At 51.3% G+C, this 17,693-nt stretch carries 12 protein-coding genes; 6 read left to right on the forward strand and 6 right to left on the reverse strand.

All coding sequences use genetic code 11. From position 1 onward, the window contains the following. Window positions 1–57: 57 nt before the first annotated feature. The 6 genes from FW415_RS17030 (at window position 58) to FW415_RS17055 (ending at window position 10,706) form a co-directional block, all read left to right on the forward strand. Window positions 58–3,402 carry a SusC/RagA family TonB-linked outer membrane protein gene (locus tag FW415_RS17030; RefSeq protein WP_246858782.1) on the forward strand — a complete coding sequence of 1,115 codons (3,345 nt, stop codon included), beginning with the start codon at window positions 58–60 and terminating at the stop codon, window positions 3,400–3,402. 12 nt (window positions 3,403–3,414) lie between these two features. Beyond that, window positions 3,415–4,923, forward strand: a complete 1,509-nt coding sequence (locus FW415_RS17035) for a RagB/SusD family nutrient uptake outer membrane protein (protein WP_148387454.1) — start codon at window positions 3,415–3,417, stop codon at window positions 4,921–4,923. 8 nt (window positions 4,924–4,931) lie between these two features. Then, on the forward strand, window positions 4,932–5,756 hold the full coding sequence (locus tag FW415_RS17040) for a DUF4843 domain-containing protein (protein ID WP_148387456.1): 825 nt from the start codon (window positions 4,932–4,934) through the stop codon (window positions 5,754–5,756). Window positions 5,757–5,776: 20 nt separating this feature from the next. After that, window positions 5,777–7,246: a PKD-like family lipoprotein gene (locus FW415_RS17045; RefSeq protein WP_148387458.1), complete on the forward strand. Its 1,470-nt coding sequence runs from the start codon at window positions 5,777–5,779 to the stop codon at window positions 7,244–7,246. A gap of 84 nt (window positions 7,247–7,330) precedes the next feature. Then, window positions 7,331–8,200, forward strand: a complete 870-nt coding sequence (locus FW415_RS17050) for a peroxiredoxin (RefSeq protein WP_210420721.1) — start codon at window positions 7,331–7,333, stop codon at window positions 8,198–8,200. A gap of 4 nt (window positions 8,201–8,204) precedes the next feature. Next, window positions 8,205–10,706, forward strand: coding sequence for a zinc-dependent metalloprotease (locus FW415_RS17055; protein WP_148387462.1), 2,502 nt, complete (start codon window positions 8,205–8,207; stop codon window positions 10,704–10,706). Window positions 10,707–10,957: 251 nt separating this feature from the next. On the opposite strand, the gene FW415_RS17060 is transcribed toward FW415_RS17055, so the two are convergent. The 6 genes from FW415_RS17060 to FW415_RS17085 all read right to left on the reverse strand — a co-directional run bounded on the left by FW415_RS17060 (window position 10,958) and on the right by FW415_RS17085 (window position 17,691). Next, entirely contained in the window at window positions 10,958–11,797 is an 840-nt protein-coding gene (locus FW415_RS17060; protein WP_148387464.1) for an arsenite methyltransferase, read from the reverse strand. Window positions 11,798–12,084: 287 nt separating this feature from the next. After that, window positions 12,085–12,876: a DUF4249 family protein gene (locus FW415_RS17065; protein ID WP_148387466.1), complete on the reverse strand. Its 792-nt coding sequence runs from the start codon at window positions 12,874–12,876 to the stop codon at window positions 12,085–12,087. A gap of 11 nt (window positions 12,877–12,887) precedes the next feature. Further along, window positions 12,888–15,191, reverse strand: coding sequence for a TonB-dependent receptor (locus tag FW415_RS17070; protein WP_148387469.1), 2,304 nt, complete (start codon window positions 15,189–15,191; stop codon window positions 12,888–12,890). A gap of 184 nt (window positions 15,192–15,375) precedes the next feature. Continuing rightward, a complete protein-coding gene (locus FW415_RS17075; protein WP_148387471.1) occupies window positions 15,376–16,068 on the reverse strand; it encodes a LytTR family DNA-binding domain-containing protein in 693 nt (230 codons plus the stop codon). Further along, window positions 16,065–17,090, reverse strand: a complete 1,026-nt coding sequence (locus FW415_RS17080) for a sensor histidine kinase (RefSeq protein WP_148387474.1) — start codon at window positions 17,088–17,090, stop codon at window positions 16,065–16,067. Before FW415_RS17080 ends, FW415_RS17075 begins: the two co-directional genes overlap by 4 nt. A 172-nt stretch (window positions 17,091–17,262) precedes the next feature. Continuing rightward, on the reverse strand, window positions 17,263–17,691 hold the full coding sequence (locus FW415_RS17085) for an arsenate reductase ArsC (protein ID WP_148387476.1): 429 nt from the start codon (window positions 17,689–17,691) through the stop codon (window positions 17,263–17,265). Window positions 17,692–17,693 lie beyond the last annotated feature (2 nt).

The raw sequence follows: 17,693 nt of genomic DNA on the forward strand, positions 1-17,693 counted from the left end.
ATGGGCAGGAGCAACATGCGAAGCCGTCGCATCAATGCAGCATCAATTGTTCTAGCAATGAAACTGACGATTGTTTTTCTGACCGCTGCACTCATTCATGTTCAGGCCGCTGTAACAGCACAGAAAGTAACACTGTCCGGCCGGAACATCCCGGTAAAGGAGATCTTCCAGTCCATCAGGCAACAAACGGGCTATGTGACCTTTTACAACCAGGAAATGCTGGCCGATGCCAAACCGGTATCCCTGCAGGTGAATGGCATGCCGCTTGACGACCTGCTGGACCTTGTGGCGAAAGATCAGCCCTTCTGGTTTGAAGTCAAAGCGCAGACCCGCACGATCATCCTCTCTCCCAGGCCTCCGGCTTCCGGCAGCAACACCATAGCCGCATTTTTGCCGGTGACCGGGCGCGTGACGGACAGTACGGACGGCTCCCCCATGCCGGGCGCTTCCGTAAGAGTGCAGGGAAAGGAAAAGAACGTGGCAACGGATGCCGATGGAAGGTTCAGTATAGATGCCGAACCGGGGGACGTGCTGATCATCAGCTATATCGGGTACAAGCCCGCCAGCTTCACCATCAGGGATGCCGGCAAAATGGTCCGCATCACACTGGCGCCGGCCATCTCCACCATCAGCAATGTAGTGGTCACCGGCATTTTCAACAAAGCGAAGGAAAGTTATACCGGCGCCACCAGGGTGATCACGCAAAAGGAACTGCAAAGGTTCCAGGGCCGGAACATCTTCGTAACGATCGGCAACATCGATCCGTCTTTCTACATCGTCCCGGACAACCGCATCGGCTCCGATCCCAACCGCCTGCCGGATATCCAGCTCCGCGGCACGCGCAATCTTCCGAATATCGACCAGTTGCAGGACAATACTGCCGCTGCCCTCAATACGCCGCTTATTATCCTGGACGGCTTTCCCACTACCCTGCAAAGGCTGATGGACCTCAATGCCAACGAGATCGAATCCCTCACGCTGCTGAAAGACGGCTCCGCCACCGCGCTGTACGGCTCGCAAGGCGCGAACGGCGTAGTGGTGATCACCACCAGGCAACCGGCCGGCGGGAAACTGCGCCTCACTTACCGCGGCGGGCTGAACCTCAGCATACCGGACCTCGGCAGCTACAATCTGCTGGACGCCAGGGAAAAACTGGAACTGGAACGCTTGTCCGGCTACTACGTCAATCCTACCAAAAACGCAGCACAGAACCTGCTGATGGAACAATATTACAACCAGGTACTGGGTCTCGTGGAAAGCGGGGTGAATACGGACTGGATGGCCAAGCCGCTGCGCACGCAGGTGGACCAGAACCATTCCCTGCGGCTGGAAGGCGGCGACCAGACCTTCCGTTATGCACTGGAAGGCCAGTACAACAAAATAAACGGGGTCATGAAAGGCTCCGGCCGCGAAACCGTCAACGGTACCGTTACGCTCAGCTACCGGCTCAACAGGCTGAACTTTTCCAACAGCCTGATGATCGGCAATACAAAAGGAAATGAATCACCCTGGGGCGCTTTCGGGGATTATGTAAAGCTCAACCCCTACTGGAACCCTTATGATGCACAGGGGAACGTGGCACAGTCCTTCCGGCCTTTCAGCTGGGACTACTGGACGCAAAGCCAGCACGGCGTAAACCCCTATGCCAATCCTGTGTATGACGCCACGCTGAATACCTTTACCAAAAGCGCTTACACCACCATCACCAATAACTTCCAGGCCGAATGGATGCCGGTGAACCGGCTGACGCTGCGCGGCGGCATCGGGGTTACGGGTACGCTCAGCTCGGGCGATGACTTCAAACCTGCCTCGCATTCCGCATTCGCACAATACAGCGATGCAGACATATTCCGCAGGGGAAGTTATACCTATGCCAGCGGAAAGGATTTTTCCTACACCGGAAGGCTCTCTGCTACCTACTCCAATCTCTTTGCCGGTGTACACGGGCTGACGGCAGGCCTGAGCCTGGATGCCACCGACACCCGCACCAGGAATTACTTTTTTGATGCAGAAGGCTTCCCGGATGAAAGCATCGATTTCATCGGCATGGCCCTTCAGTACAAACAGAACGGCGGACCGGGCGGAAGCGAGGCCACCACCCGCAGAGTAGGCTTTGTAGGCACATTGAACTATATCTATGACGAACGTTATTTCGCCGATCTTACCTACCGTGTGGACGGCGCCTCACAATTCGGCACAGACAAACGGTTTGCGCCTTTCTATTCCGTTGGCGCAGGCTGGAACCTGCACTACGAGCCGATCATCCGGGACAACCTGCACTTCGTCAACCGCCTGAAGCTGCGCGGCTCCTACGGCGTAACGGGCAACCAGGCCTTTTCCGCCTACCAGCCGCTGGCCACCTACACCTATGTTACCAACGACCGGTACAAGAACTGGATCGGCGCGCACCAGACCTCCCTGGGCAATCCGGACCTGCAATGGCAGAAGACCGACAAATATGATCTGGGGCTGGAAACGGAATTGTTTCAAAGCCGCCTGATGATACAGGCCGATGTGTACAGGGAATATACTTCCAATCTCCTTTCCTCCCTCGAACTCCCCTACTCCAACGGCTTCACCAGCTATGTGGAAAACATCGGGAAGCTGGAGCAAACGGGCTGGGAACTGATGGCCAGCGTAGCCATCATCCGTAACAACAGCCGCCGCATCCACTGGTCCGTTACCGGTAACATCGCGCACAACCGGGACAAGATCGTGCAACTTTCCGAAGCCATGAAAGCGGCGAATGAAAAGCTGGCCACACAGGTGGATTTCACCAGCAATACGCCCAACAAGATCATCCGCGAAGGCGCATCGCAGCATACCATCTACGCCGTGCAGTCCCTCGGCATAGACCCCAGCACCGGCAGGGAGTTGTACATGAACCGGAACGGGGAGGTAACCTATACCTGGCGGGCGGAAGAACGTATGGCCGTTGGGCTGGACCAGCCGAAATACCGCGGCAATTTCAGCACGCTCTTCCGTTACGGCGGGCTGGCATTGAACGCCTCCTTCGGTTTCCGTTTCGGCGGCCAGCTGTATAACCAGACGCTGATAGATAAAATAGAGAATGCAGACCGCTTTCTGAATGTCGATGAACGGGTGTTCTACGACCGCTGGCTAAAACCCGGGGACGTAGCGTTCTTCCGGGGACTGAACGAAACGCTGCGGGTCAGCCCTTCCTCCCGCTTTGTACAGGATGAATCAACGCTCACCTGCCAGAACGTGAACATCTCCTATGATGTTACGGACAGCAGATGGCTGGAACGCATGCGGATGCAGGGGCTGACCATCGCCGTCAACACCGGCGAACTGTTCTATCTCTCCAGCGTACGCCAGGAGCGCGGTCTTGATTACCCGTTCACCCGGCAATTTTCCATGACCCTGTTTGCCACCTTTTAAACCGAAAGCCACATGAAGAAAACAATTATCGCTACCATACTAATGAGCGCCTGGGCTGTCGCCGGTTGCAACAAATGGCTTGATGTGAAACCGGAAACGCAGACCACGAAAGATGAGCTGTTCGAGACCCAGAAAGGGTTCCGGGATGCGCTCACCGGCGCCTACATTCATATGAAAAGCAGCAGCACCTACGGGGATGCGCTGATGTGGGGCAATATAGAATACATGGCCCGCAACTGGGACGTGGTATCACCGAGCAATACGGCATTGACCAATCTGGCGGCCGCCAACTACACGGACGCTACGGTCAGGGACTGGCTGGATGCCACCTATGCCGGTCAATATAAAGTGATCGCAGACGTTAACAGCATCCTGGAAAGGATAGATATCAAAAAGGCAGTCTTCTCGGAAGACAATTATGCGCTGATCAAAGGCGAAGCACTGGCGCTGCGTGCGTTTGCACATTTCGATGTGCTGCGGATGTTCGGCCCCATGCCCGACAATCCCGGCTCCGCGGCCGTGCTCCCCTACGTTACCGCAGTATCCAAAGAGATCGTAACGCCCATCGCCTTCCAGAGTTTCGCGCAGGCTGTACTGGCTGATCTCACGGAAGCGGAAGCCCTGCTCAAAGATACAGATCCCCTTACCCTGTATTCCCTGAACGAGCTGAACCCGCTGCCCAATACCATCGATCCTCCCGCCGTGAACGATAACTACTACATGTACCGCCAGCTGCGCATGAACTATTATGCCGTGCTGGCGCTGAAAGCAAGGGTGTACATGTGGCTGAGCCCCTCGGGAGACGCCAATCGGGCCAATGCCGCGAAATACGCGCAAATGGTGATCGATGCCAAAGACCGCAACGGCGTGGCCACCTTCCGGCTGGGCAGGGAAAGCGACCGCGTGTCAGGCGACTACACCATGTCCCCGGAGCACATCGCGGCATTGAGCGTGTACAACCTGGAGCAGACCGCAAACTCCCGCTTCGGGGAAAGCGGCAGCCTCGCCCGGTCCGACTTCAACATTCAGGACGGCTACTATTACCTCAACAACCTGTTCCCCATTGCGGAAAGAACGGCGGATGTAAGATGGACAGGCCTGTGGGGATACAAGACCACCCCGGGAAGCACCGGCTTTGTCATGTACCGGAAATTCTTCCAGAAAGCCAATCAGCCGATACTGCAGGTGCCGCTGCTGCGCCTGAGCGAAATGTACCTGGTCCTCACCGAATGCGCTGCTTCCCAGGCGGCAGCGGAAGCATTTTATGGCGCCTATTGCGCGCAAAAAGGCATTCCCTTCACTACCGGCTTCAGCGCTTCGGACTGGCAAACAGACCGCAGGAACAAACTGATCAGGGAATACGTGCGCGAGTTCTATGCAGAAGGCCAGACCTTCTTTACCTATAAACGGTTCAATGTCACCACGCTGCCTTCCAGCTGGACTTATGCTTATTACACCGGATCACCGGCCAGGTACATCGTACCAGTGCCGGACCGGGAAATCAATTATCACAATAAATGATCACCGCCATGAAAAGATACATCTGCCTTATAGGTGTTGCACTGGCTGTCACCTCCGGCTGCCGCAAAGCGGAACATCTCGTGTACAGCGACATAGCCAGGGTGCAGCTGAAAGATACCGCCACAGTCAGCAAAACGTTCATATATGCCGATGCCGCGGTTACCACAGATACTGTTTTCATCGAGGTGAATACCATCGGCGGCATCACGGATCATGACCGGCCGGTAAAGCTGGTGCAGATCACGGAATATGAAGAGACCTATGTACGTGATCCGGTAACCAACCAGATCACCGACACCCTCATCACCGAAAGGCCCTTCAAAGCTGAGCCCGGCGTGCATTATAAAGACCTGGGCGATCCATCGCTGGCGCCCATGATGGTCGTGAAAGCGCACGACGTGAAAGCCATGGTCCCGGTAATACTGCTGCGCGATGCCAGCCTGAAAGACAACAGCCACCGCCTCCGGCTGCAGCTCGCCGCCAATGAAGAATTCGGCATCGGGGAAGTAAAGGCTACGGAAGTCACCATCGTATTCTCCGACCGGCTGGAACGCTTCTATTCCTGGAGAGTAGACAGCTACCTCGCCCCTGCTTTCGGCACCTTCGGAAGATACAGCACCGGGAAGCACCAGTTTATGGTGGACGTCCTGAATGAAGCAATAGATGAAAAATGGTATCAGGCCGCATTGAATGCAGGCGCATTGGCCAATTACGCCAATCTGCTGAAGCAGGCGCTGAATACCTTCAACAATGATCCGGACAATATCGCCAGCGGCAAAGCGCCGTTGCGGGAATCGGACGATCCATCCAGTTCCGCGGTTACATTTCCCTGATCAAAACCAATACTGTCAACATGAAGAAATCATATATCCTGGCAGCCGGCCTCCTTTCCATACTGGCCGGCGCCTGCAACAAAGATAACAGCACTTCAGGCGACCGGCCGCTGCCGGAAGTAGTGGTGAGCGGCCTGCAGGAAGATTATGCTGTATTCACCCACAAGGATTACCTCCGCATCAGTCCCGCCGTACAGGAAGAAAACCGCTTCGATTTTTACTGGACGGCCTTTACGACCAACTTCGTTCAGGGATCGGGCCTCGTGAAACCGGATACGCTGGCGAAGACCAAAGACCTCGATTATGAAGTGCTGCTGAATCCCGGACAGTACATCCTCGTATTCAATGTGAGAGACCGGGAAACGGGCGTTACAAAGCTCATTGATATGAACCTGAACGTATCCACCCAGAATATGAGCGGCTGGTATCTGCTGAAAGACCATGAAGGCAAAACGGATTTCGACTTCATTCACAGCACCGGCCGTATAGATAACTGGATATCGTTCTATAACGAAGGGGCCAGCCTTGCCGGAAACGCCGTAAAAGCGGTATTTGTCCCCTCCTTCAAAATGGCCCTCTCCTCTACCGATCTGTTCAATACGTTTGCCGTGCTTTCAGATCAGGATGCGGGCATATACCGGATCGATAACGGAACGAAGGTGCTGGGCTTTGATGATATGTTCTTTACAAAACCCGCCACCCACAAGCCACAGAACCTGCTGCAGTCCATGAACAGCAATAATGTAAGGCTGATCAACGATGGCAAGGCATATGCCATGACCAAGGGAGCGCTGTTCTCCGCCATGCCGCCGGTGAACTATCAGCTGTCTCCCGTTGCCGCCGTTGGAGCGCTGGATATGGGCTTCGATAACAATACCCGTTCGATGGTGCTTTTTGACGGCGCCTACTTTGCGTCCATGGGCAACAATGCCGCGATATTGAAAAACATGCATGCCAGCCTGGAATGGATGACCGGTTATGCCGGCCGCCGCAGCGTAGCCCTGGCCCTGTTCCGGAACCCGCAGGATACGGGATATCTCATCAAGATGGATGTACGCTACGGCCAGCTGATCGGTTCAGGTACGCTGATACTGGCAACCGATACGCTGCCCCCGCAGCACGGCCTCATGTCCGCCGATGCCATTGGCGGCAACTATGACGCGGACTATATCTACTATGCCCTGGGCAACCGGGTTTATCTGACAGACGTAGCCACCACTACGGAATCGCTGCAGGTCACCCTCCCTGCTGGAGAAACGGTTACCTGCATTCAGCATATCAAATACCCGCAGCCCGTCAGCACCACGGTGCCCACCACTACGAATGTACTGGCCATTGCTTCTTTTGCCAACGGCCGTTATAAAGTATGGCTGCACGCGATCAGCTCCACCGGTACTATCCAGGCCCTCTCCCAGCCCGACTTTGAAGGCGAGGGCCGTATTGCCAATATCACTTATATGGAACAAGGCCAGGGAAGCCGCACATTCTAAAACCTGGGAACCCGGGGTACCACTATAGCCGGTGCATCATGCACCGGCATGGTAGTGCTTTGTCTCACTAAAATCAAACAAGCTATGAACATCAGATCATTATCCGCTATCATCTGCTGCCTTTTCTGCGGTAACCTGCTGGCGCAATCTTCAGTAACCGATACGGTGGAGATCGCACGGCAGAAAACGGAACTGGCAACGGCACTGCAGGATACCGACCGCAAACTGGCGGACAGGCAGCAAGCTTGGCTGGACGCACAAACGGCCAAAGTGAAATACGATACGATAGGGCTGGCACAGTACCGCTCTGAGATGCTGGCGCTTAAACTCGCAAGGAAAGCACAGGAGATCCGGTTCGTACAACAGCATCCGGATTACCTGGTCAGCCTCGATGCGCTGAAAGACGCCATCGGCCCTATTCCCGATGATATCCGGAAATATGACCGTTTGTTCGGGAAACTGCGCCGTTCCGTCCGCGAAAGCGAAAAAGGCAAGGCGCTGCGGGAACTGATCGGCCGGTATATGAGCGTAAGGACCGGCGTACTGGCGCCCGCTTTCACGGCGCCGGACACCGCCGGGCTTCCGGTACAGCTGGCTGATTACCGCGGCAAATATGTGCTGGTCGATTTCTGGGCAAGCTGGTGCGGGCCGTGCAGGGATGAAAATCCCTTTGTTGTAGCGGCATACCGCCGCTTCAGCAACAGGAACTTCGATATCCTGTCCGTTTCCCTGGACCAGCCCGGAAAAAAGGAACAGTGGCTGAAAGCGATCCATCAGGACAGCCTGACCTGGAAACATGTATCCGATCTCCAGTACTGGAATAATGCCGTGGCAAAACTGTATATGGTCCGCTCCATTCCGCAAAATTTCCTCATTGATCCCCACGGAAAGATCATCGCCAAAGATCTCCGCGGTAAGGCGCTGATCAGCAAACTTGAAGAAACATTTAAATAAAACCATGCCCAGATTCAACATCACATTATTTGCGTTGCTTGGCCTCTCCGTTGCCGCCAATGCACAAACAGCCGCACCTGCGGATTCAGCTGCGAAGAAAAAGGATTCCCTTCCTTCCGCCATCAAGCCCTATGAGCAGGTGATCACCGCAAAGGCCAGTACACACAACGGTATGTTCAAGGTACATCAGCTGGATAACCGGTATTACTTCGAGATTCCCGATTCTATGTATAACCGGGCGATACTCGTGGTGAACCGTATTGCCAGGGCCGCAGCGGGGCCAAGACCGCAAATGACCGGCTACGCGGGAGATCAGATCGCCGAAAATGTCATTCACTTTGAAAAAGGACCGGCGGACAAGGTATTCATGAAAGTCATGCGCTTCAACGAACGCTCGGGAGACTCCACCGCCAACGGTTTGTACCGCTCCGTTATCAATTCCAATCTTGAGCCGATCGCCGCTGCATTCCCCGTGAAAGCCTACAACAAAAAGGACAGCACCACCGTGATCGATATAACGGATTATCTGAATACAGAGAACGAGATATTCCATTTCAGCGCCCAGGCGAAAACAGTGCTCGGCGTTGGCGCGATACAGGCAGACAAGTCGTACATCGCTTCCATTAAAACATTCCCGCGGAATATAGAGATCAGGATGATGAGAACTTATCTCAAGCTGGTCAAACAGGGCACCCCGTCCACGATACCGGACAGCTGGGAGCTGAACAGCTCCATGGTGCTGCTGCCCGAAGTGCCCATGCAGCCGCGGCTGGCAGACGCCAGAGTAGGATATTTTGTGAGAGGTTATGTGGATTTCGATACTGATCCCCAGGGCGTTAAGGAGCAATACCTGATCACCCGCTGGAGGCTGGAACCGAAAGCCGGGGAAGAGGAAAAATACCTGCGCGGCGAACTGGTGGAACCCGCCAATCCTATCATCTATTACATCGACCCCGCTACCCCGAAAAAATGGGTACCGTACCTGATTGCCGGGGTGAACGACTGGCAGCAGGCCTTTGAGCAAGCCGGTTTCAGGAATGCCATCAAAGCCCTGCCCGCTCCTGAGGACGATTCTACCTGGAGCATCGATGATGCCCGGCATAATGTGATCGTGTACAAGCCCTCGCAGATAGCCAACGCCAGCGGTCCCCATGTGCATGACCCGCGCAGCGGGGAGATCATGGAGAGCCATATCAACTGGTATCACAACATCATGCAGCTGGTACGCAACTGGTATATGATCCAGGCCGGTGCTATCGACCCCGCCGCCCGTAAAATGGAATTTGATGAAGCACTGATGGGCCAGCTAATCCGCTTCGTTTCTTCCCATGAAGTAGGGCATACCCTGGGCCTCAGCCACAATTTCGGCGCCAGCTCCACCGTGCCGGTAGAAAAACTGCGGGATAAAGCCTATGTGGAAGCACATGGGCACACGCCCTCCATTATGGACTACGCGCGTTTCAACTATGTAGCGCAGCCGGAAGACGGCATCTCGCAAAAAGGCATATTCCCCAGGATCGGGGAATACGACAGATGGGCCATTGAATGGGGGTACCGGTGGCGCCCGCCGTTCCGCACCGCCAAAGAAGAAGCCGCGTTTATGAACAAGCTGATCATCGACAGCCTGACCAGTAACAAACGCCTCTATTTCGGCAGCGAAAACAGTTCTGCCGATCCCCGGAACCAAAGTGAAGATCTTGGGGACAATGCCGTAGTGGCGGCAAAGTATGGTATAAAGAACCTGCAACGCATCCTGCCTCAATTGCGGGAATGGACCCGGGAGCCGAATGAAGGCTACGGGAAGCTGAAAATGATGTACGAAGAGGTGCTGAAGCAGTACAGGTTATATACGGCACAGGTGTTGAAAAGCATAGGCGGGGAATACTACCATGCCATAAGCGTGGAACAGCCCGGCCCGGTGATAGAACCGGTGGCCTGGCAGCAGCAGAAGGAAGCCATGCAATTCCTGCGGGACGACCTGTTTGCAACACCTGAATGGCTCATTAACGACACATTGACAGCGCTGACCGGTACGGACCCTATACTGCATATCGGCGTTGCGCAATCCAACATACTCATGAAGCTGCAAGGCTCCGGCATGTTGATGGGCCTGATAAAAACTGCGGAACGCAACAAAGGCATAAAAACCTACAGTGCCGCCGAGTTCCTGGAAGATCTGAAACAAGGCATCTGGGGTGAACTGTATTCCGGCAAGCCGATCGATATCTTCCGCCGGAACCAGCAGAAAAAGTATCTTGACAATGCATTCAAAGCGTTTGCGGCAGTCAACGAGATCGTGGGCAGGAATCTCGGCAACGGCACGATCTTCTACATCAACCCGGACCCTACCGGCAATGATGTTTCCAGCATCATGCGGGCGCATCTGACGGAACTGCGTCGTGATATCCGCAAAGCGGTGTCCGCGCAAAAAGGCGTATCCCGCTATCATTTGCAGGATATGGAACAACGGATCGGCCAGGTGCTGGAAGGGAAAGAAAACAAGTGATGATCTATAAAAGAGAACGGGCCGACCAAAAAGTACTTGTAGTACCAAAAAGGTCGGCCCTTTTCTTTGCAGAAAGTTCCATCCTCCGGTGCCGCTCAACCCGGGAAAAGCGACCGCTGATATACTTCGTTATGATCACGCCGCAAATCCTTCATGGGGATGCAAGCCCCGGCAGTATGCCGGCAGGTGACAGATACCTTTTCCCGATGCAAGCCCCGGCAATATGCCGGCAGGCGGCGAAACCGGTTTTATCAGTTGCAGCAATCCGGCCCACAGCAGCCAGCCTCACCTTTCTCCGCATACACTGTAACACTGAGTATCCCCGTATTATCCGCCTTGAACGCAGCGATCTCCTCGGCGCTGAGGTAGTTTTGCAGGATGTCATCAGGAATGATGATCCGTTTTTCCTTTTGCAGGGTGATGTTGGAAAAGCCGTTGGCGCGGATCAGGTCCAGGTATTCATCCTTTTGAATGGCCCCGGAAACGCAGCCGGCATACATCTCAGCCGCTTCCTGCAACGGCCCCGGCAGCTCACCGGAAAGCACAATATCTGAAATGCTGAAGTGGCCGCCGGGTTTGAGCACCCGGTAAATTTCTTTAAACACGCCATCTTTGTTAGGCACCAGGTTCAACACGCAGTTGCTCACCACAACGTCCGCCACATTCGCCGTCACCGGCATCTTCTCGATATCCCCCTGGCGGAACTCCACATTATTGAAGCCGAGCTTTTCCGCATTCGTTCTGGCTTTATCGATCATGGCTGTTGTAAAGTCTATACCGATCACTTTGCCGCCCTCACCGGTCTCCGAACGGGCGATAAATGCATCGTTGCCGGCGCCGCTGCCCAGGTCTATCACCGTATCGCCTTGCTTTATTTTGGCGAATTGTGTAGGCAGGCCGCAGCCCAGGCCCAGGTCTGCAGCCGGGTTGTACCCTTCCAGAGTAGTATAATCCTCATTCATGATGTTATACACATCGGCAGAGCAGCCGCCGGACCCGCAGCAGGAGGATTGATTGGTCTCTTTGTCCTGCAACGCGATCTCGCTGTATTTCTGTTTTACAAGCTCCTTTAGCTGTTCATCTGTTTGCATGTTGATCTATTTTAATCGTTCAATTGCAATATTGCGATAGATTAGGTGAAAAAAATATCCTTTGTTCCTGTTATGCTGACCGGTCCATTAAACAAGTGTTATCATCTTCCCGATCAACTACATCGCAATATTACGATTATTAAATTAATTGATCAAAAAAAAATGCCGGGACAATAATGCCCCGGCCGCAGCTACCCTACAACTGTTTATTCAAGTGTTTACCTGTAACAGACTTACAAATCGCATCCCTTATGTCAAAACGGCTATTCGCTGTTGCCATCGGGGAACTACGGTAGCGTAACGCTACGTGTTTCCACCGTATGCGCTGAAAACAGTCCCAACGCACCATTTGAAAAGTTATTCTGCGGATTGTTGGGTGTCGTACCGCCGCCCGGTCCGCTGTCACCCATCAGGGCCAAAGTGGTGTAATACAATGCCACATTTTTATCAATGCATTGCATTTGTATAGCGATCAGGTCTTCCGGTTTAAATTCAATGTCGTCATCATTTATTTCCAGCCTCACGGAGTTCACCACACCATTTCTTACTTTATCATTTTGCACCAGGTGCTGGCTGATCAGTTTATTGTTTATCCATAACACAAACCGGTAATTGTTGCCATTTATTAAAGGGTCCGCATACACCGGTATTAAGCTGTATTCCGTTTCCCCGGTAACGATATTGGTCTCCACTTTAATGGAATCAAAAGGCACCCGCTGCGGCATGGTGCTTTGTGCGGTATAGGTCTGATTTTCGGCCTGTACGGTTAGCGTGTACGTTCTACCCTCTTCCCCAACCAACGTATTGCAACGGTACGTTCCATTTCCGATTGACATGAGCGTTTCGCTGTTTCCGGCATCGTCGCTGAGCGTCACTATAGCATCATCAATTGCTGGATAACTGCTCGTGTCCGTCAGGCTGGTGGATTTTGTCACTTTTACATCATACGGTCCGGCTTCGTTGGTAATGTTGCCTTCTATGACAATTCTGGATTGATTGCTTTTGTAATCCAGATCCACTATTTTTTCGCAACCCGTAAAAAGTAAGGCGATGAATAATATGCTGACAATGTTTTTCATTGTATTCCTGCTTAAAATTTGAAATTATAGGTTATGCTGGGTACCCATTGAAATAGCGAGGTTTGCACGGCATCTATTTTCTTAGGGTTGTTCTTGTTCTCTTCAAAAGTGATGGCGAACGGGTTGCGGCGGCCATATACATTGTATAGTCCGAAACTCCAGGAGCCCTGCCATCTTTTCCCGGAAGGCCTTTCATAAGTGGCACTGATGTCCAGCCTGTGCGTAGCGGGCATCCTGTCCGCATTCCGACTGCCGTATTGATAAACCACCATATCGTTCAGCACATATTTTCCCGTAGGGAACGTAACGGCGTTGCCGGTGGTGTAAATGAACGTGCCGGATAAGGTCCATCGCGGAGAAAGCGTATAAATACCTACAATTGACAGGTCATGGGTGCGGTCATGCTTGGCATCATACCATTGGCCATCATTGATGCCCTTGATTTGCCTTTCCGTTTTGGAAAGGGTGTAGCCTACCCACCCCGTCAGGTTTCCCCTTTTCTTTTTCACTAGAAGTTCTATGCCATAAGCCCGGCCTTCCCCGAAGAGCAGTTCGCTTTCAATATCGGGAGCGGTGTTTATATCGGTGCCATCTTTGAAATCTATCTGGTTTTTCATCGTTTTATAGTACACTTCAGTATTCACTTCAAACAAGGCGTTATACAGGTTTTTACTGAACCCTATACTGAACTGGTCGGCTACCTCCGGCTTGATGTTATAACTGTTGCCGATCCATGCATCGGTGGGACTACCGCCGGTGGAGTTGCTCATCAGGTGCAGGTTCTGTGTGTTGCGGGCATAGCCCGCTTTTATAGTTGCGGTAGCGTTCAGGCTGTAGCTGCCTGAAATCCGCGGTTCCAGGTTGTAATAGGTCTTCCCGATCTTTCCATCAGCCAGTTTTACGGAGTCGATGAGTTGATTATCCTTGTAAATATTATAGGTGCCGCCACCCAGCACATTGTAGGACGAAAGCCGTAATCCATAGTCAATATTGATTCTGTCGGAAGCCTTCCAGGAATTGCTCGCATACACCGCATTCTCCAATCCCTTACGGCTTTTATCAATACTCACAATATCCGTCCCTTCCGCTTTTGTAGGGGTGATGGTATGATGAATCAAATTAAAGCCAAGACGTATGGTGTTTTTGGTATTCAGATACCAGGTAAAATCCTGTTTCAGGTTCAGGTCTTTGATATTGGAATTGAAATTGATCTCGCTGGCATCCGTTTTAAAACCTACATTGAAGTCGTAATTACTATAAATGAACGAGGTATTGGAGAACAATTTGCTGCTCAATATGCTGTTCCACCTTAATGTAGCGGTAGCATTGCCCCAGTCACTTCCAAACAATTTAGACACACTGAATACATCCTTGCCAAAATATCCGGAGAAATATAATTTGTTCTTGTCGTTGATGGCCAGGTTAGCTTTGGCATTCAGATCGTAGAAATATAATTTGACGTCTTTCATATCGGAAGAAAGCCTTGCAAAAAGGTCGGCATAGGTCCGTCTGCCGGAAATAATAAATGACGATCTTTCCTGCTGGATAGGCCCCTCTATCGTCAATCTGCTGCTGATCAGGCCAAGCCCGCCGCTGACCTGGTACTCCCTGTTATTGCCTTCTTTCATCTTTACATCCAGCACGGATGAAAGGCGGCCGCCATATTGCGCCGGGCTGTTGCCTTTAATAATGGTGGCATCTTTGATGGCGTCACTATTGAAGGAGCTGAAAAAACCCAACAGGTGCGATGCATTATATACCGGCGCTTCATCCAGCAGTATAAGGTTCTGGTCAGTAGCCCCGCCCCTTACGGAAAATCCGGTGCTTCCTTCACCGTTGGATTTTACACCTGGCATCAGTTGAATGGTCTTTACCAGGTCTTTTTCTCCAAATACCACCGGGATCTTCGCTGCCTCCCTCATATTCAGCACCTCGGTACCCATTGTGGCTTTTGTAAGATTATCATTATTTCTTTTCGCGCGTATGACCACCTCCTGCAAACTGGTTTCATCAGACATGCTGATGCCCACCGTGATATTGGACTCCAGTTTCACGGGAACCAATTCCTGTTTGTAGCCTACATAGGAAAAGCGCAACGTATAGTTGCCCCTGGGAAGCGAAAGAGAATAAAAGCCGTACTCATTGGTGATGATCCCTACTGTGGGCTTTTCCACTACCATTACAGTTACACCGATAAGTGTTTCGCCGGAAGACGCCTGCTTCACCGTTCCGCTTACGGTATATTTTGATTGCGCCAGCAATAACGTTTTGCTGAATAGAAGAAGAAGGCTTATTACGATTACTTTCTTATACATAATAACGAATTAGCATGTTTTTATGATGTGTTCCCGTTTGCATTCGACAATCATTTTGATCACGATGCAAATATGGAATCAAAAAAAATCGCGTGAAATTTTTTGAGAAGAAGAGAAAGATTTATGCGAAGAACGTAGCGCCTATCCGCTATTTCTTTCTGCAGGCGAGGGAACAGGAGGGGATTCAGGAAGAATAGCGACGAAAAAACTCTTCGGTATAAGTTCTTCCGATAGGGAATGCTTTGTCGCCTATGAAAATAGTTGTTCCTCTTACCGCTTCAATTTTATGGAACGGTAAAATGAAACTGCGATGCACACGAATGAAATCAGCAGCAGGCAATTTTTCCATCATGTCTTTCATAGGCATCCGCGCCACGATCGTTTTACGGTCTTTGATATAGATTTTAAGGTAGTCGGCCAGCCCTTCGACGTATTGAATATCCGCTACAGGAATTTTCACCAGGCTGAAATCAGCGCGAACAAAAATATGTTTCCCTGCGCTTTGATCTTTTTTGTTGACATAGTTGAAATACTCCAGCGCTTTGTTAACCGCCTGTGTAAAACGTTTCTGGTTGATGGGTTTGAGTAGATAGTCAATGGCGTTGAGCTCATAGCTGATAGCAGCATATTCGCTGAATGCGGTGGTAAAGATCACCATGGTGTTTTGCTGCAATGACCTTACCAGGTTAATCCCTGTCATGGCAGGCATTTGTATGTCGCAAAAGATCAGGTCGGCCGGAAATTTCCGCAAATGCTTTAGTGCCTCGCTGGGTTTGGTGAAAGTTCTTTGCAGATTGACGCATTCACTTTTATCGCACAGGGATGCAATCACGGTCAGTGCTAACGGTTCATCGTCTATGGCTATTGCATTGATCATAACAGGTTGATATGCAAAGAAACGGAAAATTCCTTTCCGGTGTCATTAATGACCAGCAGATGATTGGAAGGATAGATCAGATTCAGCCGGTGCTTTGTATTTTCAATTCCCAGCCCGCTTCTTTCCGCAATATCTTTCTGAACATTCACTTTATTATTTTCCACCTTCAGCTGGAATGCCGTTTTGTTCATGGTCATTTCAATCCTGATGTGGCTCTTTTGTTCAGAATTAACGCCATGCTTGAACGCGTTCTCAATAAAGGGGATCAGCAGCATAGGCGCAATTTGCAGAGAAGGGATAAATTCCAGGCTATGATATTCCAGTTTCACACTTCTGTCCAGACGCAGTTTTTGCAGTTCAATGAAATTGTTGATGTAGTTGATTTCATCCTCCAGCAAAACAAAATCCTGCTGTGTGTCCTTCATGGTGTAGCGCATCATCTCCGAAAGCTTGTCAACCATATCCGCCGCCCTTGGCGCAGTATCAATGGCCGTAGCGTAAATATTGTTCAGTGTATTGAACAGGAAGTGAGGATTTATCTGCGATTTGAGCGAAGCGATCTGCGCCGAAAGCCTTTCGCTTTCCGTTTGCTTCAACCTGTTGTAAGCCGCCCATAAAATAGAAGAAGCAATGGACAGCAGCCACAACAAAAGCGCATTGACGATGATAACCGGGATGATTTTCTCAATATCCGGATTTGTTTTGGCTAATATTTCAGGGTTAAAATCGGAAAAGATAAATATGGCGCCGGAGAGAAAAATTACGGATGCTATCGCCAGCAAAAGAAATGAAAAATAAAGCCAGTATTTTTTTGTGAGCAGAAATTTAGGGATCAGAAACAGGAAATTGAAGTAGAAGATCGTTATCAATACGATGCTTAAAACAAAACAGAGTAAAAGATATTTTATATCGGATGCGGGGTCCAGGGAATTGAAAACCTGGTCTGTTGTAACATAGGGGATAACCAGCAACAGTACCCAAACCAGGGCATGCATCGCAATTGTGTACAGTTTAACTTTCATATTTTATCGTTACTTTGGAAATAGCGCACAAACCAAAGGTAGGCTTCTTTCTTTCGCCTCAAAAAAAATGAGAAAAAGGGAGCCAGTTTGTAGAAGTATGAACAAAGCAGCGGCTGCAATCCTGAGCCTTCGCTAAAGATTGCAGCCGGATAAAATATCTGTGGGATGATGCTTATTGCGCATTTACGGCCAGGTATTCATTTACAAATTTCTCACAGTATGCTTTAATGATCCCCCGCACCTTGCGGAACTCCGCCATGATCTCTTCTTCCGTACCGGTGGCCTTTGCGGGATCGGGGAAGTTCTCATGCAGTTTGACCGCTTTGGTCGGGAAAACAGGGCATCTTTCCTTTGCGTTATCGCAAACGGTGATCACATAGTCAAAATCGATACCGGTGTATTCGCTGACGTTATTGGAGGTATGGCCGGAGATATCGATCCCGTCTTCCGCCATGATAGCGATAGCCCTGGGGTTTACGCCATGTGTTTCAACGCCTGCGCTATAGATCTCCGCGCGGTTGCCGGCAAAGTGCCTTAAATAGCCTTCCGCGATCTGGCTGCGGCAACTGTTGCCGGTACAAAGAACAAGTACTTTCTGCATAT

Source organism: Chitinophaga sp. XS-30, from assembly GCF_008086345.1.
Lineage (GTDB): Bacteria > Bacteroidota > Bacteroidia > Chitinophagales > Chitinophagaceae > Chitinophaga.

Bases quoted from the DNA above. Each gene is read 5' to 3' on its own strand.
- FW415_RS17040 (WP_148387456.1), top strand. From the start codon at position 4,932: ATGAAAAGATACATCTGCCTTATAGGTGTTGCACTGGCTGTCACCTCC.
- FW415_RS17060 (WP_148387464.1), bottom strand. From the start codon at position 11,797: ATGCAAACAGATGAACAGCTAAAGGAGCTTGTAAAACAGAAATACAGC.
- FW415_RS17030 (WP_246858782.1), top strand. From the start codon at position 58: ATGAAACTGACGATTGTTTTTCTGACCGCTGCACTCATTCATGTTCAG.
- FW415_RS17085 (WP_148387476.1), bottom strand. From the start codon at position 17,691: ATGCAGAAAGTACTTGTTCTTTGTACCGGCAACAGTTGCCGCAGCCAG.
- FW415_RS17035 (WP_148387454.1), top strand. From the start codon at position 3,415: ATGAAGAAAACAATTATCGCTACCATACTAATGAGCGCCTGGGCTGTC.
- FW415_RS17065 (WP_148387466.1), bottom strand. From the start codon at position 12,876: ATGAAAAACATTGTCAGCATATTATTCATCGCCTTACTTTTTACGGGT.
- FW415_RS17045 (WP_148387458.1), top strand. From the start codon at position 5,777: ATGAAGAAATCATATATCCTGGCAGCCGGCCTCCTTTCCATACTGGCC.
- FW415_RS17075 (WP_148387471.1), bottom strand. From the start codon at position 16,068: ATGATCAATGCAATAGCCATAGACGATGAACCGTTAGCACTGACCGTG.
- FW415_RS17055 (WP_148387462.1), top strand. From the start codon at position 8,205: ATGCCCAGATTCAACATCACATTATTTGCGTTGCTTGGCCTCTCCGTT.
- FW415_RS17050 (WP_210420721.1), top strand. From the start codon at position 7,331: ATGAACATCAGATCATTATCCGCTATCATCTGCTGCCTTTTCTGCGGT.
- FW415_RS17080 (WP_148387474.1), bottom strand. From the start codon at position 17,090: ATGAAAGTTAAACTGTACACAATTGCGATGCATGCCCTGGTTTGGGTA.
- FW415_RS17070 (WP_148387469.1), bottom strand. From the start codon at position 15,191: ATGTATAAGAAAGTAATCGTAATAAGCCTTCTTCTTCTATTCAGCAAA.